This window comes from Cellulosimicrobium sp. AB352, from assembly GCF_049538415.1.
GTDB classification, from domain to species: Bacteria; Actinomycetota; Actinomycetes; order Actinomycetales; family Cellulomonadaceae; genus Cellulosimicrobium; species Cellulosimicrobium funkei.
This window is the reverse complement of record NZ_JBMVFX010000032.1, coordinates 17,452-42,651: the sequence shown is the minus strand read 5'-3', so window position 1 is coordinate 42,651 and position 25,200 is coordinate 17,452. Positions and strand designations below refer to the sequence as shown.

Genomic DNA, 25,200 nt, shown 5'->3' with positions numbered 1-25,200 from the left:
GCCGATCGAGACGGTCGACCTCGAGATCTCCCCGGCGCCGAAGGGCGGCGCCGTCCAGGTCACGGCGCTCTCGGGCACCCAGTACGTGTGGAACGGGCTCGAGAACGGCACCGCGTACAGCGTCCGGGTCCGGGCGAACAACCTCGCCCCCGACCCCTCGGACTGGGGCGAGTACTCGGCCGAGGAGATCCCGGCGGGCCTGCCGGACGTCCCGGAGACGCCGAGCGCGGTCCGCGCCGCGGACTCGCCGCTCAACGGCGGCTCGATCGACGTGTCGTGGAAGGCGCCGTTCGAGAACGGCGACGCGATCAAGGGCTACACCCTGCAGCGGTACAAGAACGGCTCCCGCGACGGCGCCGCGCTCTCCCTCACCGCGACGAGCCACCAGGCGACGGGCCTCGACAACGAGTCGTCGTACACGTTCACGGTGACGGCCGAGAACAAGGCGGGCCGGACGGCGGAGAGCGCGGCGTCCGCAGCCGTGGTCCCCTACGGGCGCCCCGAGGCTCCGCCCCGGCCGAGCGTGCAGAACGTGGGCGGCGGCGGGCAGGACAGCGGCATCCCGCGCGTGTCGTGGGGCGCCGCCGACGCGAACGGCAGCCCGATCACGAAGTACACCGTCACGGCGTCGCCCGGGGGCGCGAAGAGGGACGTCGACGGTACGTCCGTCGACTTCACGGGCCTCCCCGCCGGGAACTACACGTTCACCGTCACCGCGACGAACAAGGGCGGCACGTCCACGTCGAGCCCGGCGTCGGGGCAGATCAGCGCGTACGGCAAGCCCAGCGAACCGGGCGTGTCCGTGTCCCGACTGAGCGCGACCTCGGGCCGCTTCTCGATCTCCGCGCCCTCGTCGAACGGCGGCAACGGCGTCTCGCGCTACAACTGGCAGATCGAGGGCGGGTCCAGCGGCTCGGGGCAGACGGTCGACGTCGGGAACGACTACGACCAGACGTTCCGCCTCCGGGCGCAGGCGTGCAACGCCGCCGGGTGCGGGCCGTGGAGCGGCTGGGCGACGCACCGCACCGACCCTCGCCCGGTCCCGCCGACCATCTGGGTGACGCGTGGGCCAGGGAAGGCCACCGGCTCGTGGGGCGACTGCCAGAACACCAGCGTCTGCACGGTCTTCCGCGTCAACGCGAACGCGACGTTCCCCTCCGGCACCTACACCTTCGCGTGCTACTACGACGGGAACCGCATCGGCAGCTTCACGTGGACCGAGCACCTCAGCGCGGGCGGCTACGTCGACCTCGGGTGCATCCTGGGCAACCCGTACGGCACGCGGGCCACGGCCAAGGTCTACGTGACGATCAGCCCTGCACCGAGCGGCATCGTGGTCGAGCACCGGGACTGGCCCATCAGATAGCCCGGCGACGGCCGATCTGCCGTCGGCGAATGTGCCGACGGCAGATCGGCCTCCTCACGGGGCCCGGCCGGGCGCAGGGTGGTCGCATGACCACGCACCTGACCGGCCGACCCGCCGTCGGCGACCACCACCGGACCCCGCGCGCGGAGGCCGCCGCCCCGGCGGCCTCGTCGTTCGACGACCAGCTCACGACGCGCCTGCTCCACCAGCGCATCGTCGTCCTCGGCACGGCCGTGGACGACGCCGTCGCGAACCGCCTGTGCGCCCAGCTCCTCCTGCTCTCGGCGGAGGACCCGCGCGCGGACGTCGCGCTCTACGTCAACTCCCCCGGCGGCTCGGTGAGCGCCGGCCTCGCGATCTACGACACGATGCGGCTCATCCCCAACGACGTGTCGACCGTCGCGATGGGCTTCGCCGCGAGCATGGGCCAGTTCCTCCTGTGCGCGGGGACGCCGGGCAAGCGGTTCGCGCTGCCGCACGCGCGGATCATGATGCACCAGCCGTCGGCCGGGATCGGGGGCACCGCCGTCGACATCGCGATCCAGGCGGAGAACCTCGTGTACACCAAGGGGCTCATGCACCGGCTGCTCGCGGAGAGCACCGGGCAGTCCGTCGAGACCATCGCCGACGACTCCGACCGCGACCGTTGGTTCACGGCGCAGCAGGCGCTCGAGTACGGGATGGTCGACCGGATCGTCGAGAGCGTCGACGACGTCCGCCCCGCCCGCGCGGCCCGGAAGGTGGGTCTGTGATGGCGAGCTACACGATCCCGACCGTGGTCGAGCGCACGCCGCTGGGCGAGCGCGCGTTCGACGTCTTCTCCCGCCTGCTGTCCGAGCGCATCGTGTTCCTGGGCACCGAGATCGACGACGGCGTCGCGAACGTCGTCATGGCGCAGCTCCTGCACCTGGAGTCGGACGCCCCGGACCAGGAGATCGGGCTGTACATCAACTCCCCGGGCGGTTCCGCGACGGCGCTCATGGCGATCTACGACACGATGCAGTTCGTCCGCTGCGACGTCTCGACCATCTGCATGGGCCAGGCGGCCTCGGCCGCGGCGGTCCTGCTCGCGGCGGGGACGCCGGGCAAGCGGTTCGTGCTGGAGCACTCGCGCGTCCTGCTGCACCAGCCGTCGGGCGGCGGGGAGGGCACGATCTCGGACCTGTCGATCCAGGCAGAGGAGATCCTCCGGATCCGGTCCGAGACGGAGGAGGTGCTGGCGCGGCACACGGGCCAGACCGTCGAGCGCCTGCGCGCCGACACCGACCGCGACCTGGTGCTCACCGCGCGCCGGGCCGTGGAGTACGGCGTCGCGGACGCCGTCGTCACCTCGCGCAAGCTCGCCGCGGCGGCGTGACGCCCGACCGCGGGGGTGACCCGGGCGTCGTCAGCCGCGTCGTCGGAACCACGACCGGCGGCGCGGCTCGGGTGCCGCCTCGGCGGGCGTCGGCTCGGGCGCGGCGGGCTCGTGCTCCGCGGGCGCAGGCTCCGGCACGGCCGGCTCGCCCGCCGGCGGCTCCGGGACGGTGAGCGCGGGCGCCGTCGGCGTGGAGGCCGCAGGGTCTGCCGCGGCGGGCTCCGGCACCGCGGGCTCCGCCGCCGCGGGCTCCGCCGCCGCGGCCTCGGGCTCCGCCGCTGCGGCCTCCGGCTCGGTGGCCAGGGGCTCGGCGCCCAGGGGCGCGGCGGCCTCGGGCGCGGCGATCCGTCGGGACGACGCGGAGATGCCCGCGATCCGTCCGCGCTCGTCGAACCGCACGGTCACGGTGCCGTCGGGCACGTCCAGCACGACGGCGCCGGTCCCGTCCTCGACGGCCGGCAGGCCACGTGCGCTCGCGTAGGACGCGACGGCGCGCCGGTGGTCGACGACCGTGACGGACAGCAGCCCTTCGCTCAGCGTGCGCACGACGCGCGGCACGCTCGGGGCGGGCAGGGCGAGGTCGGCGTCGTCCAGGAGGAACCACGCCCGCGTGCCGCCGCCGACGGGGGCGCTGTAGTGGGGGAACGAGCCCGTCACGGCCTTGGCCGCGAGCGCGAGCCGGTGGGCGAGGTCGTCGGCGAGCGGGAGCTCCGGCTCGGCGGCCTCGCGCAGCCCGGTCCCGCGCGTGCTCTCGGCGGCGGTGAGCACGGCATCGGGGAAGCCGTTGACGTTCTGCCACGCCCACATCCACGTGCCCGGCCCGGGCGCGGCCGTGCCGAGGAACTGGAGGTGGCACGTCGCGGTCCCGCCGTCGGGCGCGGTGAAGGTGAAGACCCCGGTGGTCAGGTCGGCGGCCCAGGCGTCGTCGCCGTGGAGGTCCGTCAGGTGGAGCTGGTGCTCGTGGGAGAGGAACGCGGCGTCGTCGACGAGGTCCTGGAGGGCCGGGACGTCCTGGGCTGCCGTGCCGTGCGCGGTCTGCGGCTCCGTCATGGACCGACGGTAGCGGCGCGCACGGCGCCCGGCCCCCGCACGACACGCGGTGCGACGGGACCGCCGCTCAGGCCGCGAGGAGCAGGACGTCGCCGGCGCGCGCCGTCGGACGTCGGAGCGTCTCGGCGACGGGGAGGTCCCGCACGGGCTCGCCCACCGGGGCGACCTGCCGTGGCGCGGAGAGGGCACCGCGCTCTCGCGCGGAGGACAGCACGCGGACGGGCGCGAGCGGCCGGAGCTCCTCGCCCGTGCGGGCGACGAGGTCGACGAGCCGCAGGCCGAGGGCGCCGCACACGGCGGCGAGGACCTCGGACGACGCCTCCTTGCGCCCGCGCTCCACCTCGGACAGGTAGGCGGTGGAGACGCGCGCGGCGGCCGCGACGTCGACGAGCGTGCGCCCTTGAGCGAGCCGCGCCCGCCGCAGGATCCCCCCGATGACGTGGCGCAGGAGGGGCTCCGCCCGTCCGCCCGCCCGGGAGCGGGGGCTCGGCGTCACCCCGTCCGGCACCACGTCCGGCAGCGTGCCCGGCACCGCGCTCGTCGCGTCCATGCGTTCACGCTACCCGCGGCCCACCCGGGTGCCGAGGCGCCCGGGTGGGTATCTGCTGCTGGCGTAAGGCCGGGCGCACGACGCGACGCCGGCCGCGCGCCCGGCCGGACGGGTCACCAGCGCTCGAGCGACCAGGCCATCTGCCAGAAGCGGATCTCGTGGCGGCAGCTCAGCTCGAACGCGCGCTCCATGCGCGCGCGCTCCGCCTCGCCCGCGTCCGCAGCGAGCGCGTCGAGGCGTGCGCGCAGGTCCGTGAGGACGTCCTCGGTGCGCTCGGCCGCGTAGAACTGCCACCAGCCCGCGAGCGGGTGGTCGTCGCCGAGGGCGCCGGGCGTCGTCTCGCGCTCGCCGAGCCAGAAGCGCCGCGCGGACCAGATGTAGGTCCACGGGCACGGCAGCAGCGCGGCGAGCAGCACGCCGAGCGAGTCGCGGCCGGCCGCCGTCATGTGGTCGACGTAGGCCTGCGCGCTCGGCGCGAGGCGGTGCGTCTGCGCCTCCTCGTACGTCACGCCGAGGAAGTCGCACATCGCGTGGTGCGCGTGCGACTCGTCGTCGAGGAGGAAGCCGGCCTTGTCGTGGAAGTAGGCCGCCCAGGACCGGTCGGGCGCGAGGGCCATGCCGAGGCCGTAACAGCGCAGGTAGGCCGTGAGGTACTGGTGGTCCTGGCCCACGTAGTGGCGGACCGCGGCGGGCTCGACGGAGCCGTCGCGCAGCCCGGCCAGGAAGGGGTGGTCGTAGAACGTCTCGAAGAGGTCCGCGTACCGGCGGGCGAGGTCGGCGGTGAAGCCGGTCTCCTCCTGCCGGACGAGCGCGGTCGGGTCGTCCGCGAGGACAGGGTTCAGGGTGATGGCAGCAGGCGTCGTCATGCCCACGTTCCTCCGCTCGTGCTAGCGAGATCAGGTTCGACGGGTCCGGGCGGCCGTACCGCTCGTCTCAGTCCCTCGGCCCGGGCCGTGGCCCGGGCAGGACGCCCCGCGTGGTTCGCGCCGACCCTAGCAAGGACGGCGCCGGTGCGGGAGCCCTCGCCACGGTGTGGGAATATAGTTGTAGCGACAACAAGTTGGAGCAGACATGACCACGAGCACGCCGGGCACGCCGACCGACCGCCTCCTGTCCCCGTCCACGAGCATGGACGCCGTCACGCTGCGCGTGGGCGACCTCGAGCTCATGACCTCGTACTACACGGGCGCGTTCGCCCTCGCCCCGCTCGAGGAGCGGTCGCGCGGCGCGGAGGTGCATCGTGTGCTGGGCCGCGGCCGCACACCCATGCTGCGCCTCGTGCACACGCCCGGGCTGCCGCCCGTCGACCCGCGCCAGGCCGGCCTGTTCCACACGGCCTTCCTGTTCGACGACGGCCCGAGCCTCGCCGCGACCGTCTACCGCGCCGCGCAGGACCGCCGCGGCACCTTCGTCGGGTCGAGCGACCACCTCGTCAGCGAGGCGTTCTACTTCACCGACCCCGAGGGCAACGGCGTCGAGCTCTACACCGACCGCCCCCGCGAGACGTGGGTGCGCGAGCACGGTCAGATCCTCATGACGACGACGTTCCTCGACCCGAACGCCTACCTGCGCACGCACCTCGACCAGGAGACGTTCGACGCCGGCCCCTCGCTCGCGGGCCGCGTCGGTCACGTGCACCTGCAGGTGGGCGACGTCGCGACCGCCCACGCCTTCTACGTCGACGCCGTCGGCTTCGAGGCGACGCTCACCGGGTACAGCGGGGCGCTCTTCGCGTCCGCGGGCGGGTACCACCACCACGTCGCGATGAACGTGTGGAACAGCGCGGGCGCCGGGCCCCGCGCCGCGAGCCTCGGTCTCGGCGACGTCGCCGTCACGGTGCCGGGCCGCGAGGACCTCGACGCGCTCGTCGCGCGCCTCCGCGCCCGCGGGCTGGAGCACGCGGACGACGGCCGCTCCGTCGTCGTGCACGACCCGTGGGGCACGCGCGTGACGCTGTCCGTCCCGGGCACCACGACCGAGGAGCTGCTCGCGCGCTGAGGCACGGCGGCCCGGGCACGGAGCGCGCGCCCGGAGCACGAGGCGCACGATGGGAGGACCCGCCGAGCGCACCGAGGAGCGACCGTGTTCCGCAGCCTCTTCCCCGTCCTCACCGTGGCCGACCTCGACCGGTCCCTCGGCTTCTACCGCGACCTGCTGCGCGGGACGGTCGAGTACGCGTTCCCCGACGACGGCCCGCCCGTCTACGTGAGCCTGCGCGTGGGCGGGTCACCGCTCGGGCTCGGGCAGGGCGACCCGCCTCCGGCGGACACCCGCGTCGTGCTGTGGGTGTACGTCGACGACTGCGACCGCGCCGTCGAGCACCTCGCGGCCGCGGGCGTGCCCGTCCTGGAGCCGCCCGCGGACCAGCCGTGGGGCGAGCGCGTCGCGCGCGTGCAGGACCCGGACGGCACCGTCGTGATCCTCGGCCAGGAGGCCGCTCCCCCGGCCGAGCCGGAGGGCCCGACGGGGCTGTCCTAGCCCGGGGAGCCCTGGCGCCTCGGAGCCGACCGCCCGTCGGCATGGTGCCCCCACCGGGACTCGAACCCGGAACACGCCGGGTTTAAGCCGGCCGCCTCTGCCAGTTGGGCCATGGGGGCGCGGGCCGAATCTACCGCGCGCGCGGGGCTCCCCGGGCCCGTCGGCACGACGGGCGCCCGCTCGGGACCCGGACGCGACGAGGGGCGAGCCGCACGCGCGGCTCGCCCCTCGGCGTCGGGCACGACGGCCGGGCCGGGGCCCGGCCGCGACCTCAGGAGGCCTTCGCCGCCGGCGTCCGGTCGTCGGCGTCGACGGTGCCCGCACCGGACTCCGCCGCGGCCGCCGAGCCCTGCGCGGTCTGCTTGACCGGGTCGCCGTCCTTCTTGGGCGGGACGGACGCGGCGCGGAACTCCGCGCGCGGGTCGTGCAGCGAGCCGAGCGACACGAGCTCGCGGCCCATGAGGAACTGGCCGATCCAGCCGATGAAGATGCGGATCTTGCGGTTCCCCGTCGGCATCGCCATGACGTGGTAGCTGCGGTGCATGAGCCACGCGAGCGTCCCGCGGAGCTTGAACACGCCGAACAGCTCCGCGACGCCCTTGTACAGGCCCAGCGACGCGACCGTACCGACGCTCTTGTGGCGGTACTCGACCGGCGGCTCGCCGTGCAGCTCGAGCGCGAGGTTGTCGGCGAGGCGCGTGGCCTCGCGGATGGCGTGCTGCGCGTTCGGCGGGCAGAACTTGCCCGGGTTCAGCACGTCCGGGACGGCGGCGCAGTCGCCCGCGGCCCACGCGTTCGGCACGACGTTGCCGTCGGCGTCCGCGACCTGGAGCGTCGGCAGCACGGTGATGCGGCCCAGCTTGTCGACCGGGAGGTCGGACGACTCCTTGAGGACCGGGTTCGCCTTGACGCCCGCGGTCCAGACGATCGTGTCGGAGTCGAACTCGACCCCGGTCGACGTGACGACGTGGCCGTCCACGCACGACGACAGGAACGTGCTGAGGTGGAACTCGATGCCCCGCTTCTTCAGCTCGTCGAGCGCGTACTGCGCCATGGGCTCGCTGAGCTCGGGCAGGATGCGGCCCGCGCCCTCGATCATGACGAAGCGGAGGTCCTTCTCCTCGATCGTCGCGTAGTTGCGCGTCGCGTAGCGGGCCATGTCCTCGATCTCGGCGAGCGCCTCGATGCCCGCGAACCCGCCGCCGACGAACGTGAACGTGAGCATGCGGCGACGCAGCTTCTCGTCCCACGTGGACGACGCGACGTCCATGCGGTTGAGCACGTGGTTGCGGACCGCGATGGCCTCCTCCACGTTCTTGAAGCCGATCGCGTTCTCCGCCAGGCCCGGGATGGGCAGCGTGCGCGACACCGAGCCGAGGCCGACGATCAGGTGGTCGTACGTGACCGAGTAGTCGTCGCCCTCCTCCGGGTGGATCGTCACACGGCGGTCGGTGTGGTCGATCGCGACGACCTTGCCCTGGAGCACGTCGACGCCCTTGAGCGCACGGCGGTGCGGCGCGACGACGTCGCGGCCGTCGATCGAGCCCGCGGCCGCCTCGGGGAGGAACGGCGCGTACGTCATGTACGGGCGCGGGTCGACGACGACGATCGCCGCCTCGCGGCGACCGAGCTTCTTGCGCAGCCGGCGGGCGGCGTACAGACCCACGGAGCCGCCGCCGAGGACGACGACGCGGGGCACCTTGCGGGGCCGCGGCGAAGCGGTCTGGGCACGGCTGACCGAGGTCAGGTCATTCTGAGGCATGGTTCCAGAGTATTACCGGTTGCGGCACAGGCGAGCCGGAGCGTCCGCCTGACGGGCGTGACGCGCCCCACGCCGCGCGGCCGGACGGGGGCAGAGGCGGGCACACGCGGGCAGAGGCGACATTCCGCAGGGCCCGGGACCGGGGTGGTGCGCCGACGTCCGCCGTCGGCGCACCACCCCGCGCCTGCCGGTCAGCCGATCGCGCCGACGACGGGCGTCGGGCCGGTCGGTGCGGGCGGCACCCCGCCCGCGGGCGGGGTCGCGGGGGCCTCCTGCGACGGCGCCGGGTCACCCTCGGCCGGCTCGTCGGCCGGCGCGTCGCTGGCCCCGCCCGTGCCCGACGACGTCTCCCCCGTCCCCACGCTCGACGGCACCGCGGTCGGTGCCTGGAGGAACGGCCACGGCATGTCGCGCGTGCGCGTCCCCGTCGCCGGGACGGGGCGGCCGTCGCCCTCGGGGTACTCGACGTCCTCCTCGGCGACCGCGCGCAGCGGGTAGACGTTCCATCGCTCGCGCCCGTCCGTCGCCAGGGCGGGCTGGAAGTACCACGTGCCCTCGACGTCGGGCACCGCCCACGCCCCGGAGGCACCCTCCTCGGTGATCGTGCGGACCTGGCGGCCGCGGTCGTCGAAGACCTGGACGTCGCGGAGCGGCTCGCCCGCCGCGTCGTAGACGAAGAGGTTGGACACCTGCGCGCCGTCGACCCACACGCCCGCCGTGCCCGGGGAGTCCCCGCTCCCGAACGACACGCTGCTCACGAGGCCGCTGCTCGCGTCGCTGCGGCCCTGCTCGTAGCCGCGGTCCCACGCGTACGGGCTCGACGCGCTCGCCGAGGCGGCGACGAGGACGGCGGGCACGGCCGCGACGGCCGCGGCGACCGACAGCGGACGGCCGACCTTCCGCAGCCCGCGGGTGGGCAGCCACCGGCCCCGGCCCCACTGCACGCTCACGACGACCGCGATCAGCACGACGACGCGCGCGGACAGGTCCGGCGGGAGCACGGCCACCTGGTATCCCGCGACCAGGGCGAGCAGGAGCGTCGCCACGACCCAGCCGCGCAGGACCCACCACGCGGGCGTGAGGGCGCGCAGGAACTCGGCCGTCGAGGCCCACTGCGGCGACGAGGTGACGGGCTGCCACCCCGCGCGCCAGTCCGCCGCGAGCATCTCGCCGAGCCCGGCCAGCCGACGGCGCAGCCCGGGGCGCGGGCCCCGCGCGGCGCCCGGGGCGACGGGAGGCAGGCCGGCCGCGGTGCGCAGCTCGGCGGCGTACTCGGCGGGCGGACCGAAGAACGCGACGAGGTCGAGGCCGGTGTCGTCGAGCGCCCCCGCGCCATCCGTGCCGTCCGTGCCGGCCGGAGCGCCGTCGGACGACGCCGAAGCGGGGGCTCGGCGCGGGAGCGCGCCGGGCGCGTCGACGACCGCCTCGGCGAGGTCGGCCTCGAGCCCGTCGGCGAGCTCCTCGACCTGGTCGGGGCGCAGGTCGGCGAGGTGCGCGCGCACCTGCTGGGCGTAGGCGTGGACGTGCCCGTAGAAGGCCCGTCCGACGGGCGCGCCGGCGGGCGGCTGCGCGGGGGTCGTCGTGCTCATCAGGCGGCCACCTCTCCGGTCCGCAGCAGCGCGGACACGGTGCCCGCGAACGTCTGCCACTCCTTGCGGTGCAGGTCGAGCATGGCCCGGCCCTGCGGGTTGATCCCGTAGTACTTGCGGTGCGGCCCGGCGTCGGACGGCACGACGTAGGTGGTCAGCGCCCCGCCCGCGTACAGGCGCCGCAGCGTCCCGTACACGGACGCGTCCCCCACGTCCTCGAGCCCCGCCGCGCGCAGGCGCCGCACGACGTCGTACCCGTACCCGTCCTCGGCCTCGACCGCGGCGAGCACCGCCGCGTCGAGCACCCCCTTGAGCAGCTGCGTGGTGTCCATCCGTCCCTCCGTCGGGCGTGGCCCCGGTCCGTCCCGGTGCTCGGCCACCGGGATCACGGGATGCACACTACCGCGCGATGCGCAGTACCGTGCACACGACACGCCCCTCGCGCGGACACGCCGGAGCCCGGGCCGCGGGCACCGGCGTGTCCGGTGCCGCGACGCCGGGCTCGGCGGTCGGGCAGGAAGGGCCGTCGGGGCGGCCCCGGGTCAGGCGAGCGACCAGGCGATGCCGTCGAGGATGTCGTGCTCACTCGTCACGACCTCGGTGAGCGACCCGCCCGCGGCGGCGACGTCGTCGCGCACGCGGCGCACGACCTCCGACCACACGAGCGCGCCCGCGCCGATGACGTCGACCCGCCCGGGGTGCATGAACCCCAGGGCGGTGCGCTCGGCGCGCGTGCGGTGCAGCAGGTCGTCGCAGGCCGCGAGCACGGTGTCGACCGGCAGCACGGACCCGTTGATCCGGTCGCGGTCGTACCGGGCGAGGCCGAGCGCGTGGGCCGTGACCGTCGTGACGGACCCGGCGAGCCCGACGAGCGTCGCCGCCTGCCCGAGCGGCACCACGCGGGCCGCGTCGTCGAGCGCGGCCCGCACGTCCGCACGGGCCGCCTCCTCCTCCGCAGGGGTCGGCGGGTCGGAGCGCAGGTGCCGCTCCGTCATGCGCACGCACCCCACGTCCATCGAGTACGCGGCGTCGGGCGTCGTCGTGCCGAGCACGAGCTCCGTCGAGCCGCCGCCGAGGTCCACCACGACGTAGGGGCCGGGGCGCACGGCCGCGACGGTCGACGTCGCCCCGCGGAACGACAGCGCCGCCTCCTCCTCGCCCGAGACGACCTCGGGCTCGACGCCGAGCGCGTCGAGGACGCCCGCGACGAACTCGTCGCGGTTCTCGGCGTCCCGCGTGGCCGACGTCGCGACGAAGCGCGTCCGCGTCGCGCCCAGGTCGGCGATCACCTGCGCGTAGCGACGCGCGGCGTCGAGCGTGCGCGCGAGCGCCTCGGGGGCGAGGCGGCCCGTGCGGTCGACGCCCTGGCCGAGCCGGACGACCTCCATGCGGCGGTCCAGGTCGACGAGCGTCCCGGCCTGCGGGTCGACGTCGGCGACGAGGAGGCGGATCGAGTTGGTGCCGCAGTCGATCGCCGCCACGCGCGAGGCGCCGGGCGGGACGGGGGCGGGCGAGGTGGCCGGCGCGGTGGTCGCGCCCGGGTCCCGGGTGAGCGGAGAGGTGGAGCCAGAGGTCATGCGTCCAAGCGTGCCACGCGGTCAGCAGGTGCAGCGGTCGGGGCGCCACACGTCGCGCACGCGCTCGAGCGCCTCGTCGCCCAGCGGGTTGACGCCCGGGCCGGCCGCGAGCGCGTGGCCCACGAGGACGTGCAGGCACTTCACGCGCGTGGGCATCCCGCCCGCCGAGATGCCGTCGATCTCCTCGACGTGGCCGAGCGCCTCGCGCTGCGCGAGGTAGTGCTCGTGCGCGCGCCGGTAGGCGGCGGCGAGCTCCTCGTCCTCGGTGAGCCGCTCCGACATCTCCTTCATGACGCCGTTCGCCTCGAGCGTCGACGCGGCCGCGACCGCGCCCGGGCTCGTGAGGTAGAAGGTCGTGGGGAACGGCGTGCCGTTCTCGAGCCGCGGCGCCGTGCGGACGACGAGCGGACGCCCGCACACGCACCGCGCGGCGATGCCGACGACACCGCGCGGCGTGCGCCCGAGCTGTTCCGCGAGCGTCTCGAGGTCGCGCTCGGAGACGACGGCGTCCGGGTCGTCGGCAGGGATGGCCAGGCGGGCGTCGGGCACGGGACTTCCTTCGGGTCGGTCGGCGGCGTCGGGACGACGCCTCACCCATTCTCCCCGCTCGGCGGAGCGTCCTCGTCGCCGGCCGGTTCCTCGCCCGCGGGCGCGGTCCCGTCGGGCGTTCCCGCGTCGTCGCCCGCGGACGCGCGCGGACCGCCCGCGACCTGCACCGACTCCCAGATGGCCTCGTACCAGGGCGTGCCCTCCTCGTACCCCCGGACGGGTCCGTCCGTGATCGTCCGCCCGGTCTGCGGGTCGGTGTCGTCGACCACCGTCTCCGGGTCGAGCACGCGCCACGGCCGCTCCCCCGGCATGACGAAGTTGAGCCGGTCCCGCGCCTCGCGCTCGACGTACGCCTGGTCGTCCCAGCGGGCGAGCTCGGCCTCGAGCTCGGTGTGCTCCGCCTGCGCCTGCTCGAGGCCGGCGCGCAGCTCGCGCAGCTCCCCCGTCTGGTTGACGTACGCGCGCAGCGTCGGCAGCAGGAGCACCGCGGCGAGGAGCACGACGACGGACAGGACCAGGGTCCGGACGGTCACCACCTCGGGCAGGAGGAAGCCGTAGCGGCTCCGACGCCGGTCCTCGGGCGCCGGGCCGGCCGCACGTCGTGTCGACGTCGCGCTGCTCGGTCGGGCGGCGGGGCGGCGCGCGCCGGACGACGACGGGGTCCGGGCGGTCGAGCCGCCGCCCGGGGACTTCGCCGAGGAGCCCGTCCGCGGGGCGCCCGTGGACGCCGGGCGCGGGCTCGCGGTCCCCGAGGACGCGGAGCGCTTCGTGGGCTTCGTCCCGGACGTGCCGCGCGCGGGCCCGGAGCCCGGCCGCGCGGGGGCACCGGGGCGCGGGGGACGACGCGAGGACGGCATGCCCCGATTGTGCTGCCGCGAGACGCGGCGCGCGGGGAGCACGCGCGGTGCGCCCGCGAACGTGAGGCGATCGACACGACTTCTTCACCCGCCCGGACGCGCCGGAGCCCGGCGGGCCGACGAGCGGCCCTCCGGGCTCCGGGTGCCGGGTCGCCCCGGCGGGGTCGTGCGCGACCGACGGTCAGCCGCAGGTCAGCCCTGCACCGTCCAGCGCGGGAACGCGCCACGGCCGGCGTAGCGGGCGGCGTCGTCCAGCGCCTCCTCGATGCGCAGGAGCTGGTTGTACTTGTTGATGCGCTCCCCGCGGGCGGGGGCGCCCGTCTTGATCTGGCCGGCGTTCGTCGCGACGGACAGGTCCGCGATCGTCGTGTCCTCGGTCTCGCCCGAGCGGTGCGACACCATCGCGGTGAAGCCGTTGCGCTGCGCGAGCTCGACGGCGTCGAGCGTCTCGGTGAGCGTGCCGATCTGGTTGAGCTTCACGAGGAGCGAGTTCGCCGCCTTGAGCTCGATGCCCTTCGCGAGACGCTCCGGGTTGGTGACGAACAGGTCGTCGCCGACGATCTGCACCTTGTCGCCGACCTCGGCGACGAGCTGCGACCAGCTGTCCCACTCGTCCTCGGACAGCGGGTCCTCGATGGAGACCAGCGGGTAGTCGCGCACGAGCTGCTCGTAGTAGGCGATCATCTCGGCCGGCGTCTTCGCGCCGCCCTCGAACTGGTACGCGCCGTCCTTGAAGAACTCGGTCGACGCGACGTCGAGCGCGAGCGTCACGTCGGTGCCCGGCGCGAAGCCGGCCTTCTCGATCGCGACGAGGATGAGGTCGAGCGCCTCGCGGTTGCTCGCGAGGTTCGGCGCGAAGCCGCCCTCGTCGCCCAGGCCGGTGGCCAGGCCCTTCTCCTTGAGCACGGACTTCAGCGCGTGGTAGACCTCGGCGCCGGTGCGCAGCGCCTCGCGGAACGAGGACGCGCCGATCGGGGCGACCATGAACTCCTGGATGTCCACGTTCGAGTCCGCGTGCGACCCGCCGTTGAGGATGTTCATCATCGGCACGGGCAGGACGTGCGCGTTCGGGCCGCCGACGTAGCGGTACAGGTCGAGGCCCGCGCTCTTCGCGGCGGCCTTCGCGACGGCGAGCGAGACGCCGAGGATGGCGTTCGCGCCGAGCTTGCCCTTGTTCGGGGTGCCGTCGAGGTCGATGAGGGCGGCGTCGATGAGGCGCTGGTCCTCGGCCTCGAAGCCGATGAGCTCCGGGGCGATGTCGTCGATCACGGAGTTCACCGCGCCCTCGACACCCTTGCCCAGGTAGCGGGACTTGTCGCCGTCACGACGCTCGACGGCCTCGAACGCACCGGTCGACGCGCCCGAGGGCACTCCGGCGCGGGCGAACGTCCCGTCGTCCAGGACGACCTCGACCTCGACGGTCGGGTTTCCGCGGGAGTCGAGGATCTCGCGCGCTCCAACGGCTTCGATGCTGGCCACAGGTGCTCCTTCGGGGCAGGGCTGCGGGCGCTTCGAACGGTGGTGGCGGACCCGGGCAGGGAAACCCGGGACGCCGCGTGCGCGCCCGCGACGATGGTGGGTTTACGACCACAGCCTAGTGCCCGGTTGTGACCTGCGCCGCTGCGTCCGGTCCGTGGGCCTCGGGTCGGGGACCTGCGCGTCGACGATCGGGACGAACGTCCCGCCTCAGCCCTGCGCCGCCGGGCCGGGCTCCGCAGGCGTCCCTGCCGACGTCTCGGCCGCGACGATCCGCGCCTCGACGCGCCGCAGCTCGCCCCGCAGCGCGGCCTCCGCGTCGAGCCCGTCGGCCTCCGCGCGGGCCACGAGCGCGAGCAGCTCGTGCCCGAGCCGCTCGTCCGGCGTCGGGCCGGCGCCGTCCTCGCCGACCGCACCCGGCCCGGTGCCCGACGGCGCCGCGAGCGCCGCGCCGACGACGTCGCCGAGGCCGCCGCGCCCGGCCCGGGACAGGACCTTCTGCGCGCGGGCGAGCGCCCCCTGCGTGTGCGAGATGCCCTCGAGCACCGACGAGCGCTGCTTCTCGGCCTTCTTGATCGCGTCCCACTGCCCGTGCAGGTCGGTCGCGTCGGCGTCCGCGAACACGTGCGGGTGGCGCCGCACGAGCTTCGCCGCGAGGTCGGCGGCGACGTCGTCGACGGTGAACGGGTCCGGCTCCTCGCTCGCGATGCGCGCGTGGAACAGCACCTGCAGGAGCAGGTCGCCGAGCTCCTCGCGCATCCCGGCGCGGTCGCCGGTCTCAATGGCGTCCGCGAGCTCGTGCGCCTCCTCGAGGAGGTACCGCACGAGCGAGACGTGCGTCTGCTCGCGGTCCCACGGGCACCCGCCCGGGGAGTAGAGGCGGTCCATGACGGCGACGACGTCGCGCAGCGGGTCGGTCGCGGTGCCGGGCGCGCGGTCGTGCGTGGGCTCGTGCGGGTCCGGGGCGGCCGAGGGCTCGGGGGCGGTCACCGCCTCATCGTAGGTTCGCCGGGCGGCGCGCGGTCGACGCCGGTCGAGCGTGCCGTCGCTGCCGGTCGAGCACGCGGCCGTGACCCGGGCCGGGCCACGACCGCGTGGTGGGGATGGCGGAAGCGCTACGACCGCCAGGTGTCCGACAGCGTCACGGAGCCGTCGGCGCCGACCGTCGCCGTGCGGTTGCCGCCGCTCTCCCAGACGACGTTCCCGCCGCCGTCGCGCTTGACGTACTTGTACTGGAAGGTCGTGCCGGCCGGGAGGTCGACGCGCGCGGTCCACACCGGGTAGGCCGACGACGACAGCGGGACGCCGTTCGCGGGCGCCCAGGAGCCGAGCGCCGCGATGCTGCCCACGACGTGGACCGTCTGGCCCCACGTGGTGGTCGCGGTGACGGAGAACGACGCGTCGCCCTGCCCTTCGACCGGCCCGCCCGGCGACCCGCCGCCGTCGCACGGGTTGCCCGCCGTGACCGTCCCGCCGGAGACGGCGACCGCAGCGCCGGACAGGGAGTAGTCCTTGCCGCCGTTGCTGTCCCAGGCGCCCGAGCCGTTCGTGAAGGCGGCGGTGACGGTCGCGGCCGCGCCCGTCGCCCCGCTGGGAAGGCTGATCTGCCGCGAGACCCAGCCCGTGCAGGCCGCCGTCATCGGGACCCCGGGGACGGCGGTCCAGGCGCCGGTGCCGACCTTGTAGTGGACGTTGTACGCGTTCCAGCCCTTGTCGGTCGCGTAGTAGACGGTCGTCGTGCCGGCCGGGTCGACGGGCCCGGGGCCACCGGTGCCGCCGTCGCCGCGCGCCCCGACGTGGAGCGCGAGCGCCCCGTACGCGGGCACCGTCGCCGTGAAGGTGCCCGAGCCGGAGACGGAGACGGTCTTCGAGCAGTCCTTCGACGCCACGACGTCGCAGTACGTCCCGGCGGGGAGCGAGGTCTGGTAGGTGCGCGTCACGGCGTTCGCGGAGTTGTTGATCGTCACGTAGCCCTTGGCGCCCCGCCCGTAGGCGATGTGGTTGTTCCCGTCGTCCCACCAGCCCGTCACCGGGGTCCCGGCGACCGCGTTGTGGAAGCCGACCATGCCCGCGATCTCGGTCCAGCGCTGCGTGCAGACCCAGGCGCTGTCGGCACAGCTCGCGTCGGGCACGGAGGCGGCCGAGGCGCCGGGCGCACCCGCGTCCTTGTCGCTCCACGTGTAGCCCGAGTAGACGCTCGGTGCGCCGTAGGGCCACGAGAGCATGAACGCGTTGGCGAGCCGGTACTTGGCGCCCCACTTGTAGTTCATCGTCTCGCCGTTGCGCTCGGTGTCGTGGTTGTCGACGAAGACGCCCGCGCGGTCGGAGGGGAGCTTGTTGTCGCCGATGGTGCGCAGGTCCTTGATCTGGCCGTCGAACCGGGACTTGAGCTCGCGCGCGTAGAAGAACTCGTGCGAGTCGCCGGAACCGAGGTACTCCGAGGGCTGGATCGGCTCGCCGCTCGCGCCGATGACCTCGTGCACCCAGAAGACGTTCGGGTTCGTGAGCCGCGCCTTGATCGCCGCGAGGTCAGCGGCCGGGATGTGCTTCGCGGCGTCGATGCGGAAGCCCGAGACGCCGAGCGACAGGAGGTCGTTGAGGTAGCCCGCGATCTTGCCGCGCACGTAGTCGGAGCCCGTCCGCAGGTCCTGGAGCGAGACGAGGCGGCAGTTCTGGACGTTGTACCGGTCGCCGTAGTTGCTGATGTTCGACCGGCAGTCGTTGAAGTCGTTCGGCCCGTACGGGACGCCGGGGAAGCTGTCCACGGAGTAGCTCGTCCCGCCGGTCCCGGTGCCGGACCCGGTGTCGGCGCCCGCCGTGTGGTTGACGACCGCGTCGACGATCACGCCCACGCCCGCCGCCTTGCACGTGCTCACCATGCGCTGGAACTCGGCGCGGGTGCCGAGCTTGGACTCGAGCTTGTAGCTGACGGGCTGGTAGGAGGTCCACCAGGCCGTGCCCTGGATGTGCTCCTGCGGCGGCGAGACCTGGACGTAGCCGAACCCGGCCGGGCCGATGGTGCTCGTGCACTCGGCGGCCACGGAGTCCCACGTCCACTGGAAGAGGTTGAGGATCACGTCGCCCCGGCCGTTCGGGGAGTCGACGACGGGCGTCGGCACGGGCGGCGCGGCCGCGGCGGGTGCGGCGACCGGGACCGCGGCCAGCGCGGCGGTCAGCGCGAGGGCCGCCGAGGCGCCCGCCGCGAGGACGCGGCGCAGGCGGCCGCCGCGCGGGCGGGCGGGGCGTCCTGCGGGGACGGGGATGGGCGCCGGGGGTCCGGCGAGGTCGGTGGTGCGCGTCATTGCAGCTCCTTCGAGGATGCGGCCGCCCCTCGCTCGGCGTCGAGCACGGACGGGCCACGCGGTGATGACGAGCGCCCCGGGGTGGCGGGCGCGACCGGCACCTGCGGCGTTGCAGGATGTTTCCGGATGTTGCTGCAACCTTACAGAGACAGGCGCAGGCTGTCACGACCTGTGTCGGCGGGTCGTGCGGACGGGTCGTGCCGGTGCGGCGGCGGCCCGGACGGCATAGCGTCGGAGGACGAACCGAGAGGAGACGCCATGGGAACCAAGCGCCGGTGGAAGGACCTGACGAAGGGTCAGCGGATCGCCGTCGGGGTCGTGGGAGCCGCCCAGGTCACGCTCACCGCCGCGGCGTACCGGGACCTCGTGCGTCGGCCGGCCGAGCAGGTGAACGGGACCAAGCTCGCGTGGGGCCTCGCGCTCCTCGTCAACTGGGTCGGGCCCATCGCCTACTTCCTCGACGGCCGCAAGAGCTGACCGCGGGAGGGCTCAGCCCTCGACCGTGAGCCCGGCCGTCGGCTCCAGCAGCGTCAGCGCGCGCCGCAGCGCCGTGCTCGACGTGTGCACCGTGTAGGGGAAGTAGACGACCTCGACGCCCACCTCGGCGAAGCGACGCTCCAGCTCCGCGCCCTTCGGGGTGCCGCGCCAGTCGTCGCCCTTGAAGAACACGTCGAACGGGCGCTGCCGCCAGGTCTCGAGCTTGTCGGGCTGGGTCTCGACGAACACCTCGTCGACGAACCGGACGTGGCGGACGATCTCCGCGCGCTCCGTGACGGGGACGACCGGGCGTCGGCCCTTGGCGAGCTCGAGCATGTCGTCGTCCACGACGCCCGCGACGAGGTAGTCGCACTCGCTGCGGGCGTGCCGGAGGACGTTGAGGTGCCCGACGTGGAACAGGTCCCACGCACCGGGGGCGTACCCGACCTTCATGCCCGTCCTCCCGTCCTCGGCCGCGCGCCCCGCACGGCGAGGGGGCCGCGTCCAGGCTAGGACCGGGAGGAGGGCCGGAACCACGCCCTCCGAGGGTGAAGAAGGCGGCCCACCGGGTGAATTGTGGGCCCGACGAGCGCGTGGGAGCGCACCCGCCCGCCCGCCCGGCAGGGGCCGGATCGCTGCGTGCTACCTTCGGTCGGTCGCCTTTCCGGACGACGTCCCCGCGCACCGGAGGGAGTGCCGACCTCAGTCATGCCGTCCCAGGTCCTCACCGTGTGCACCGGGAACGTCTGCCGCTCCCCCACCGCCGAGAGGCTGCTGAGCATCCGCAGCGACACGAGCGTCACGGTGTCGAGCGCCGGGACGCACGCGCTCGAGGGAGCACCGCTCGACGAGCCGATGGCGCGGCTGCTGACGGTACGCGGCCTGGAGGCGTCGACGCACACCGGGCGGCAGCTCACGGCGGCGATGATCGAGCAGGCGGACCTCGTCCTCACGATGTCCCGGGCCCAGCGGGCCGCCGTCGTCACCCTCGTCCCCCAGGCCGTACGACGCACCTACACGCTCCTGGAGCTCGCCGCGCTGCTCTCGGCGATCGACCTGCCCGTCGACCCGGACGAGAGCGACGCCGACCGCATCGCCCGCCTCCCGGAGATCGCGAGCGCCCAGCGCGTCCGGACGATCACCCCGCGCACGCCCCTCGACATCCCGGACCCGCACGGCCGCTCCGAGCGGGCCTACCGGCAGGCGTTCACGACGATCGACACCGCGGTCGCGGCGGTCGCCCGCGTCGTGCACCCGCCCGCCGCCCGGCGCCTCGAGTGGTCCCCCACCCTCACCGAGCGGGGCGCGCGCACGCCGCCGTTCCCCGGCGGCGGGGACGGCGCCGACCCCACCGGGCGCGGCGGCAGCAGCTCCCCCCGGCACGGCGGCCGGCGGAGCTGGCGCCTGCGCTGACCGCGCGTCAGCGGGCCGACGACGTCCCCACCGTCGCGGCCGCGCTCACCTCGCCGAGCACCACGGCGTCGATGAGCTGGCGCGCCCACCCGAGGACCTCCGCACCGCGCAGCGGGCGGCCGCCGATGCGCGCCGTCGTCGGGTACGGCACGAGGATCGCGCGGATCGCGGGCTTGAGCAGCGTGCCCGGGTAGAGGCGCTTGAGCCGCAGCTGCGCCGACTCGGGGAGGTCGACCGGCGCGAACCGGATGAACTTGCCCTGCGCGGTGACGTCCGTGAGCCCCGCCCGGCGGGCGTGGTTGCGGAAGTCCGCGACGTCGAACAGCGCGGACGCGACGTCCGGGAGCGCCCCGTAGCGGTCGACGAGCTCGGCCCGCACCTCGGCGAGCTCCGGCGCGTCGGCCGCGGCGGCGATCTTCTTGTACGCCTCGAGCCGCAGGCGCTCGGTCGCGATGTAGGACTCCGGCAGGTGCGCGTCGACCGGGAGCTCGATCGAGACCTCCGGCTGCTCCTCGGGCCCGTCGCCGCGGTAGTTGGCGACGGCCTCCCCCACCATGCGCACGTACAGGTCGAACCCGACGCCCGCGATGTGGCCGGACTGCTCCCCGCCGAGCAGGTTGCCCGCGCCGCGGATCTCGAGGTCCTTCATCGCGACCTGCATGCCCGCGCCGAGGTCGGTGTGGGCCGCGATCGTGGCCAGGCGGTCGTGCGCGGTCTCGGTGAGGGGTCGCTCGGGCGGGTACAGGAAGTACGCGTACGCGCGCTCGCGCCCGCGGCCCACGCGGCCGCGGAGCTGGTGGAGCTGGGACAGGCCGAGCATGTCCGCGCGCTCGAGGATGAGCGTGTTGGCGTTGGAGATGTCGAGGCCCGTCTCGATGATCGTCGTGCAGACGAGGACGTCGAGCTCCTTCTCCCAGAACGCCCGGATCACCTGGTCGAGCTGGTGCTCGTTCATCTTGCCGTGCGCGACGCCCACGCGGGCCTCGGGGACGAGCTCGCGCAGCCGCGACGCGGTGCGCTCGATCGTCTCGACCTTGTTGTGCACGTAGAACACCTGGCCCTCGCGCAGCAGCTCGCGGCGCAGCGCCGCGGCGATCTGCTTCTCCTCGTACGCCCCGACGTACGTGAGGACGGGGTGGCGCTCCTCCGGCGGGGTCGCGAGCGTCGACATCTCGCGGATGCCCGTGACGGCCATCTCGAGCGTGCGCGGGATCGGGGTCGCGGACATGGCGAGCACGTCCACGTTGGTCCGCAGCTGCTTGAGCGTCTCCTTGTGCTCGACGCCGAACCGCTGCTCCTCGTCGATGATGACGAGGCCCAGGTCCTTGAACCGCACGCTCCCCGTGATGAGGCGGTGGGTGCCGATGACGACGTCCACCGTCCCCTGGGCCAGCCCGTCCACGACCTCCTCGGACTCCTTGGGGGTCTGGAAGCGCGACAGCGCCTTGACCGTCACGGGGAAGCCCGCGTACCGCTCGGAGAACGTCTCGAGGTGCTGCTGCACGAGCAGCGTCGTGGGCACGAGCACCGCGACCTGCTTGCCGTCCTGGACCGCCTTGAACGCCGCGCGGATCGCGATCTCCGTCTTGCCGTAGCCGACGTCGCCGCACACGAGCCGGTCCATGGGGACCGTCTTCTCCATGTCGGCCTTGACCTCGTCGATCGTCGCGAGCTGGTCGGGCGTCTCGACGTACGCGAACGCGTCCTCCAGCTCGCGCTGCCACGGGGTGTCCGGGCCGAACGCGTGACCCTGCGTGGCCATGCGCGCCGAGTACAGGCGGATGAGCTCGCCCGCGATCTCCTTGACGTGCTTGCGCGCGCGGGACTTCGTCTTGGCCCAGTCCGACCCGCCCATCTTGTTGAGGCTCGGCGCCTCGCCGCCCGTGTACTTCGTGACCTGGTCGAGCTGGTCCATGGGCACGAAGAGGCGGTCGCCCGGCTGGCCGCGCTTGCTCGACGCGTACTCGATCACGAGGTACTCGCGCGTCGCGGCGTTGCCGCCCGTGCCGAGCGTGCGCTGCACGAGCTCGACGAAGCGGCCCACGCCGTGCTGCTCGTGCACCACGAAGTCGCCCGCCTTGAGCTGGAGCGGGTCGACGACGTTGCGACGCCGGCTGGGCATCTTGCGCATGTCGCGCGTGCTCGTGCCGACGCGGCCCGTGAGGTCGGCCTCGGAGAAGACGGCGAGCCGCAGCCCCGGCGCGACGAAGCCCTTGCCGACCATCGCCGGCGTGACGAGGACGATGCCGCCCTCGGGCTCGTCGTCGAGCCGCGGCACGAGCCGCGCGGGCGTGTCCGCCGCGCCGAGCTGCTCGACCATGCGCTTGGCCGGCCCGTGGCCCTCCGTCGTGAGCACGAGCCGCCAGCCCGCGTGCTGCAGCCCGCGCACGTCGTCGAGCGCGCGCGCCACGTCGCCGCGGTAGGACTCGACGTCGCGCGCGCCGAGCGTGAAGGTCGGCACGCCGTCGGCGCTCTCGCCGACGTGGGCCGCCGTCGTGCCCGCGCCGCCGCTCGACGTGGCGGCGTCCGCAGCGGCGCTCCCGTCGGCGTCCGGCGGGACGTCGAGGTCGGGGTTGTCGAGCGCGAACGACGACAGCGTCCACCAGCCGAGGCCGCGGCGCTGCGCGACCGCGCGCACCTCGGAGAACGTCTCGAACGACGCCGCGGACAGGTCGACCGGCGCCTTGCCGCCCGCCACCGCGCCCGTCCAGGCCGCGGCGAGGAACTCCTCGGTGGTCGCCACCAGGTCGTGCGCGCGACGGCGCACGCGCTCGGCGTCGTCGACGACGAGGAGCGCGTCGTCGGGCACGAGCTCGAGCACCGGGACCATGCGGTCCACGAGCACCGGCGCGAGGGACTCCATGCCCTCGACCGCGACGCCCGCCACGAGCCGGTCGAGCATCTCCGTCGCGCCCGGCAGGTCCTCCACCAGCGCGGCGGCGCGCGCCCGCACCGAGTCCGTGAGCAGGATCTCGCGGCACGGCGGCGCCCACAGCCCGTGCTCGGCGATCTCCAGGCTGCGCTGGTCGGCGACCGCGAACCAGCGGATCTCCGACACCTCGTCGCCCCAGAACTCCACGCGCAGCGGGTGGTCCTCCGTGGGCGGGAAGATGTCGAGGATGCCGCCGCGGACCGCGAACTCGCCGCGCCGCTCGACCATGTCCACGCGCGTGTACGCCGCCGCGACGAGCCGCTCCGCGACGTCGGTGAGGTCCGCCGTCGTGCCCGCGTGCAGCTCGACCGGCTCGAGGTCCCCCAGCCCGTCCACGACGGGCTGCAGGAGCGCCCGGACCGGCATGACGAGCACCCGGACGGGACCGGACGGGCCGACCTCCGGGTCCGGGTGCGCGAGGCGGCGGAACACCGCGATGCGCTTGGCGACCGTGTCCGCGCGCGGGCTCAGGCGCTCGTGCGGCAGCGTCTCCCAGCTCGGCAGCACCGCGACGACGTCGCCCAGCTCGTCCGGCAGGTAGGCGCGCACGCTCGCGGCCAGCTCGTCCGCGTCGCGCCCCGTCGCGGTCACCACGACGAGCGGGCGCGAGCCCGCGGCCCACGCCGGGCCGCCCCCGCCGCCCGACGCCGGGGCCTCGCCGTCCGGCACCGGCCCCGTCGCGCGCGCCCCCGCCATCGCCGCGAGGAGCGGCGGGCGGACGCCGGCCGGGCCGACGACGTCGGCCTCGCCGCGGGCGCGCACGTGCTCGACCGCGGCCGCCGCGGCCTGGTCGGCGAGCAGCGCGGGCAGGATGCCGGTGAGGTTCATGGGGGTCCTTCGAGGAGAGGGCACGACGACGGTCCCGACCGGGGCGGGCGATCGGGTCCGGCGTCCACACTACGCGCGTGGACCCACATCGTTCCGCGCGCGGGCGCGCGTCAGGCCCCCGCCACCGGGGCCTCCTCCGAGCGCCCCGCCGCCGCGGCCCGCCGTCGGGCGCGCAGGTCCCGGGCGACCCAGATCGAGTTCGGCACCACCTGGAAGACGAGGATCGCGACCGCCGACCCGACGACCGGCCCGGCCGCGCCCAGCGGCTCGATGAGCACCCAGGAGAGCGCCACGTTGCTCACGGTCATGAGCAGGACGGGGACGACCTGGAACCGCAGGCCGCGCTCGTCGGTCATGTACATGCCCGGCGGGTAGTTGAGCGCCTGGACCGCGACGAGCGCGCAGTAGCCCAGGACCAGCGCGAGCGGCACGGTGATCTTGCCGTCGGCGACCACGTCCTGGAGGAACGGCAGGCACAGCGCGAGCACCGTCGACAGCAGCACGCCCCCGGCGAGGAACGCGAGCGAGATTTGGAACGGGCTCATCACCTCGTCGCGCGCCCGCGCCTGCGCGAAGTAGGGCCACATGCTGACGCCCGCCGCGATGATCGCCTGCATGACGAGCCCGAAGAGCTGGGTCGCGAACGTGTACTGCGCGAGCGCCTGCGTCGTGGACAGGTGGGACAGGAGCAGCCGGTCGCTCTGCATCGCGACCGGCATCGCGACGGACTGCACGAGCATCGGCACCGCGACCGCGGCCACCGGCACCCCGGGCACCGCCCGGCGCCGCGGGACGTCGCGGAACGCCCGGCCGACCTGGGGCGCGAGCAGGCGCGCCGCGACGCTCACCGTGATCGCCGACGCGAGCCCGGCCGCGACGTAGGAGACGAGCGCGACGTAGTCGCCGCCCTGCCCCTTGCCGACGAGGACGAGCACGACGACGCCGACGAAGAAGAGCGGCGACACGATGCCCTGGAGGAACGTCTGGAGCACGTTCTGCTTGAGCCCGATGAGGACCCGGATGCCGATCCCCAGCGGGAGCGACAGCCCGAACACGACGAGGCACAGGGTCGCGACGACGTCCCCGCCCGCGACGAGGCCGTCGCCCAGCAGGAGGGGCCACCACCCGAGGAGCTGGATCGCCACGCACACGGCGGCGATGGTCAGGCCCGAGACGGTGAGGACGCGCAGCGCCGTCGTCAGCGTCCGGTGGACCCGCTCCGACTCGCGCGGGGACGACGCCTCCGCGATGGCGTTGATGACGACCGCGCCGATGCCCAGGTCGGCGAACGGCAGGAGGTTGCGCAGCCCGTTGAGCAGCCCGTACTGGGCGTAGGACGCGACGCCGAAGTGCTCGATGATCAGGCGGCTGGTGACGATCCCGAGGAGCCCCGCCAGGCCCATCACGGCGACCTTGGCGCCGGCCGTCCCGGTCACCGAACGCCAGAGGCCCACTCGTCCTCCTCGTGCTCCCGGTGCGTCGCCCGCAGGCCCGAGCGCCGGACCGCTGCCCGGAATTCACGATCTTAGGACCTTCTCCACGAGATCCGACCGTCGCGGGAGGGTGAATCCCGCCCGACCTGCGGCGACCGTCCGGTGCGCCCGACTACGGTGGACGCAGGGCCCGTCGCCGACGGT

Annotated in this window: 22 protein-coding genes, 1 tRNA gene and 1 riboswitch; of the genes, 7 read left to right on the top strand and 16 right to left on the bottom strand. The window is 74.6% G+C overall.

Annotated elements, in window-relative coordinates:
- The 3 genes from ACPCUX_RS17880 to ACPCUX_RS17870 form a co-directional block, all read left to right on the top strand.
- Positions 1-1,366, top strand: a 1,366-nt coding sequence (locus ACPCUX_RS17880; protein ID WP_423389310.1) for a fibronectin type III domain-containing protein, incomplete at its 5' end; no start/stop codon positions are given.
- Positions 1,367-1,452: 86 nt separating this feature from the next.
- Positions 1,453-2,118, top strand: a complete 666-nt coding sequence (locus ACPCUX_RS17875) for a ClpP family protease (protein WP_043659111.1) — start codon at positions 1,453-1,455, stop codon at positions 2,116-2,118.
- Positions 2,118-2,723, top strand: coding sequence for an ATP-dependent Clp protease proteolytic subunit (locus tag ACPCUX_RS17870; protein WP_074807909.1), 606 nt, complete (start codon positions 2,118-2,120; stop codon positions 2,721-2,723). Before ACPCUX_RS17875 ends, ACPCUX_RS17870 begins: the two co-directional genes overlap by 1 nt.
- Positions 2,724-2,753: 30 nt before the next feature.
- Here ACPCUX_RS17870 and ACPCUX_RS17865 read toward each other — a convergent pair whose 3' ends face one another.
- The 3 genes from ACPCUX_RS17865 to ACPCUX_RS17855 all read right to left on the bottom strand — a co-directional run bounded on the left by ACPCUX_RS17865 (position 2,754) and on the right by ACPCUX_RS17855 (position 5,189).
- Positions 2,754-3,773: a DUF6882 domain-containing protein gene (locus tag ACPCUX_RS17865; protein ID WP_423389309.1), complete on the bottom strand. Its 1,020-nt coding sequence runs from the start codon at positions 3,771-3,773 to the stop codon at positions 2,754-2,756.
- 67 nt (positions 3,774-3,840) lie between these two features.
- Positions 3,841-4,323, bottom strand: coding sequence for a helix-turn-helix domain-containing protein (locus ACPCUX_RS17860; RefSeq protein ID WP_415296762.1), 483 nt, complete (start codon positions 4,321-4,323; stop codon positions 3,841-3,843).
- 113 nt (positions 4,324-4,436) lie between these two features.
- Complete coding sequence (locus tag ACPCUX_RS17855; RefSeq protein WP_021483086.1) at positions 4,437-5,189, bottom strand: TenA family protein; 753 nt, start codon at positions 5,187-5,189, stop codon at positions 4,437-4,439.
- Positions 5,180-5,308, bottom strand: a riboswitch (TPP riboswitch). (Overlaps the previous gene by 10 nt.)
- A gap of 86 nt (positions 5,309-5,394) precedes the next feature.
- Between ACPCUX_RS17855 and ACPCUX_RS17850 the strand changes: the two genes are divergently transcribed.
- Together ACPCUX_RS17850 and ACPCUX_RS17845 are read left to right on the top strand one after the other, a co-directional pair.
- Positions 5,395-6,321 carry a VOC family protein gene (locus ACPCUX_RS17850; RefSeq protein ID WP_423389308.1) on the top strand — a complete coding sequence of 309 codons (927 nt, stop codon included), beginning with the start codon at positions 5,395-5,397 and terminating at the stop codon, positions 6,319-6,321.
- An 84-nt stretch (positions 6,322-6,405) separates the two neighbouring features.
- Positions 6,406-6,801, top strand: coding sequence for a VOC family protein (locus tag ACPCUX_RS17845; protein ID WP_391516120.1), 396 nt, complete (start codon positions 6,406-6,408; stop codon positions 6,799-6,801).
- Positions 6,802-6,843: 42 nt separating this feature from the next.
- On the opposite strand, the gene ACPCUX_RS17840 is transcribed toward ACPCUX_RS17845, so the two are convergent.
- The 10 genes from ACPCUX_RS17840 to ACPCUX_RS17795 all read right to left on the bottom strand — a co-directional run bounded on the left by ACPCUX_RS17840 (position 6,844) and on the right by ACPCUX_RS17795 (position 17,913).
- Positions 6,844-6,920, bottom strand: a tRNA-Leu gene (locus tag ACPCUX_RS17840).
- A gap of 152 nt (positions 6,921-7,072) precedes the next feature.
- Complete coding sequence (locus ACPCUX_RS17835) at positions 7,073-8,563, bottom strand: NAD(P)/FAD-dependent oxidoreductase (protein ID WP_423389307.1); 1,491 nt, start codon at positions 8,561-8,563, stop codon at positions 7,073-7,075.
- A gap of 191 nt (positions 8,564-8,754) precedes the next feature.
- Complete coding sequence (locus ACPCUX_RS17830; protein ID WP_423389306.1) at positions 8,755-10,152, bottom strand: hypothetical protein; 1,398 nt, start codon at positions 10,150-10,152, stop codon at positions 8,755-8,757.
- Positions 10,152-10,484: a PadR family transcriptional regulator gene (locus ACPCUX_RS17825; protein WP_034651541.1), complete on the bottom strand. Its 333-nt coding sequence runs from the start codon at positions 10,482-10,484 to the stop codon at positions 10,152-10,154. Before ACPCUX_RS17825 ends, ACPCUX_RS17830 begins: the two co-directional genes overlap by 1 nt.
- 210 nt (positions 10,485-10,694) lie before the next feature.
- Positions 10,695-11,729 (bottom strand): Ppx/GppA phosphatase family protein, encoded by a 1,035-nt coding sequence (locus ACPCUX_RS17820; RefSeq protein ID WP_081600108.1) that lies wholly within the window; start codon positions 11,727-11,729, stop codon positions 10,695-10,697.
- 21 nt (positions 11,730-11,750) lie between these two features.
- Positions 11,751-12,278, bottom strand: coding sequence for a DUF501 domain-containing protein (locus tag ACPCUX_RS17815; protein ID WP_232322731.1), 528 nt, complete (start codon positions 12,276-12,278; stop codon positions 11,751-11,753).
- Between the two features lie 41 nt (positions 12,279-12,319).
- Positions 12,320-13,135, bottom strand: coding sequence for an FtsB family cell division protein (locus tag ACPCUX_RS17810; protein WP_423389305.1), 816 nt, complete (start codon positions 13,133-13,135; stop codon positions 12,320-12,322).
- A gap of 192 nt (positions 13,136-13,327) precedes the next feature.
- The gene (eno, locus tag ACPCUX_RS17805; protein WP_061268679.1) at positions 13,328-14,614 is read right to left on the bottom strand and encodes a phosphopyruvate hydratase; all 1,287 of its coding nucleotides are present in this window, start codon (positions 14,612-14,614) and stop codon (positions 13,328-13,330) included.
- A 207-nt stretch (positions 14,615-14,821) separates the two neighbouring features.
- On the bottom strand, positions 14,822-15,601 hold the full coding sequence (locus ACPCUX_RS17800; protein WP_232322729.1) for a MazG family protein: 780 nt from the start codon (positions 15,599-15,601) through the stop codon (positions 14,822-14,824).
- A gap of 125 nt (positions 15,602-15,726) precedes the next feature.
- Entirely contained in the window at positions 15,727-17,913 is a 2,187-nt protein-coding gene (locus ACPCUX_RS17795) for a carbohydrate-binding module family 20 domain-containing protein (protein ID WP_423389304.1), read from the bottom strand.
- A 258-nt stretch (positions 17,914-18,171) separates the two neighbouring features.
- Here ACPCUX_RS17795 and ACPCUX_RS17790 point away from each other — a divergent pair, with 258 nt between their 5' ends.
- The gene (locus tag ACPCUX_RS17790) at positions 18,172-18,390 is read left to right on the top strand and encodes a PLD nuclease N-terminal domain-containing protein (RefSeq protein ID WP_021483198.1); all 219 of its coding nucleotides are present in this window, start codon (positions 18,172-18,174) and stop codon (positions 18,388-18,390) included.
- A 12-nt stretch (positions 18,391-18,402) separates the two neighbouring features.
- Here ACPCUX_RS17790 and ACPCUX_RS17785 read toward each other — a convergent pair whose 3' ends face one another.
- Positions 18,403-18,843 (bottom strand): adenylyltransferase/cytidyltransferase family protein, encoded by a 441-nt coding sequence (locus tag ACPCUX_RS17785; RefSeq protein ID WP_021483197.1) that lies wholly within the window; start codon positions 18,841-18,843, stop codon positions 18,403-18,405.
- A 255-nt stretch (positions 18,844-19,098) separates the two neighbouring features.
- On the opposite strand from ACPCUX_RS17785, the gene ACPCUX_RS17780 reads away from it, so the two are divergent.
- A complete protein-coding gene (locus tag ACPCUX_RS17780) occupies positions 19,099-19,803 on the top strand; it encodes a low molecular weight phosphatase family protein (RefSeq protein ID WP_137281429.1) in 705 nt (234 codons plus the stop codon).
- A gap of 7 nt (positions 19,804-19,810) precedes the next feature.
- Here ACPCUX_RS17780 and mfd read toward each other — a convergent pair whose 3' ends face one another.
- Together mfd and ACPCUX_RS17770 are read right to left on the bottom strand one after the other, a co-directional pair.
- Positions 19,811-23,563 (bottom strand): transcription-repair coupling factor, encoded by a 3,753-nt coding sequence (gene mfd, locus ACPCUX_RS17775; RefSeq protein WP_423389303.1) that lies wholly within the window; start codon positions 23,561-23,563, stop codon positions 19,811-19,813.
- A gap of 110 nt (positions 23,564-23,673) precedes the next feature.
- Positions 23,674-25,017 (bottom strand): oligosaccharide flippase family protein, encoded by a 1,344-nt coding sequence (locus tag ACPCUX_RS17770; protein WP_423389302.1) that lies wholly within the window; start codon positions 25,015-25,017, stop codon positions 23,674-23,676.
- Positions 25,018-25,200: the final 183 nt, after the last annotated feature.

Coding starts and splice junctions, on each gene's coding strand:
- ACPCUX_RS17875 (WP_043659111.1), top strand. CDS start 1,453: ATGACCACGCACCTGACCGGCCGACCCGCCGTCGGCGACCACCACCGG.
- ACPCUX_RS17870 (WP_074807909.1), top strand. CDS start 2,118: ATGGCGAGCTACACGATCCCGACCGTGGTCGAGCGCACGCCGCTGGGC.
- ACPCUX_RS17865 (WP_423389309.1), bottom strand. CDS start 3,773: ATGACGGAGCCGCAGACCGCGCACGGCACGGCAGCCCAGGACGTCCCG.
- ACPCUX_RS17860 (WP_415296762.1), bottom strand. CDS start 4,323: ATGGACGCGACGAGCGCGGTGCCGGGCACGCTGCCGGACGTGGTGCCG.
- ACPCUX_RS17855 (WP_021483086.1), bottom strand. CDS start 5,189: ATGACGACGCCTGCTGCCATCACCCTGAACCCTGTCCTCGCGGACGAC.
- ACPCUX_RS17850 (WP_423389308.1), top strand. CDS start 5,395: ATGACCACGAGCACGCCGGGCACGCCGACCGACCGCCTCCTGTCCCCG.
- ACPCUX_RS17835 (WP_423389307.1), bottom strand. CDS start 8,563: ATGCCTCAGAATGACCTGACCTCGGTCAGCCGTGCCCAGACCGCTTCG.
- ACPCUX_RS17830 (WP_423389306.1), bottom strand. CDS start 10,152: ATGAGCACGACGACCCCCGCGCAGCCGCCCGCCGGCGCGCCCGTCGGA.
- ACPCUX_RS17825 (WP_034651541.1), bottom strand. CDS start 10,484: ATGGACACCACGCAGCTGCTCAAGGGGGTGCTCGACGCGGCGGTGCTC.
- ACPCUX_RS17820 (WP_081600108.1), bottom strand. CDS start 11,729: ATGACCTCTGGCTCCACCTCTCCGCTCACCCGGGACCCGGGCGCGACC.
- ACPCUX_RS17810 (WP_423389305.1), bottom strand. CDS start 13,135: ATGCCGTCCTCGCGTCGTCCCCCGCGCCCCGGTGCCCCCGCGCGGCCG.
- ACPCUX_RS17795 (WP_423389304.1), bottom strand. CDS start 17,913: ATGACGCGCACCACCGACCTCGCCGGACCCCCGGCGCCCATCCCCGTC.
- ACPCUX_RS17790 (WP_021483198.1), top strand. CDS start 18,172: ATGGGAACCAAGCGCCGGTGGAAGGACCTGACGAAGGGTCAGCGGATC.
- ACPCUX_RS17785 (WP_021483197.1), bottom strand. CDS start 18,843: ATGAAGGTCGGGTACGCCCCCGGTGCGTGGGACCTGTTCCACGTCGGG.
- ACPCUX_RS17780 (WP_137281429.1), top strand. CDS start 19,099: ATGCCGTCCCAGGTCCTCACCGTGTGCACCGGGAACGTCTGCCGCTCC.
- mfd (WP_423389303.1), bottom strand. CDS start 23,563: ATGAACCTCACCGGCATCCTGCCCGCGCTGCTCGCCGACCAGGCCGCG.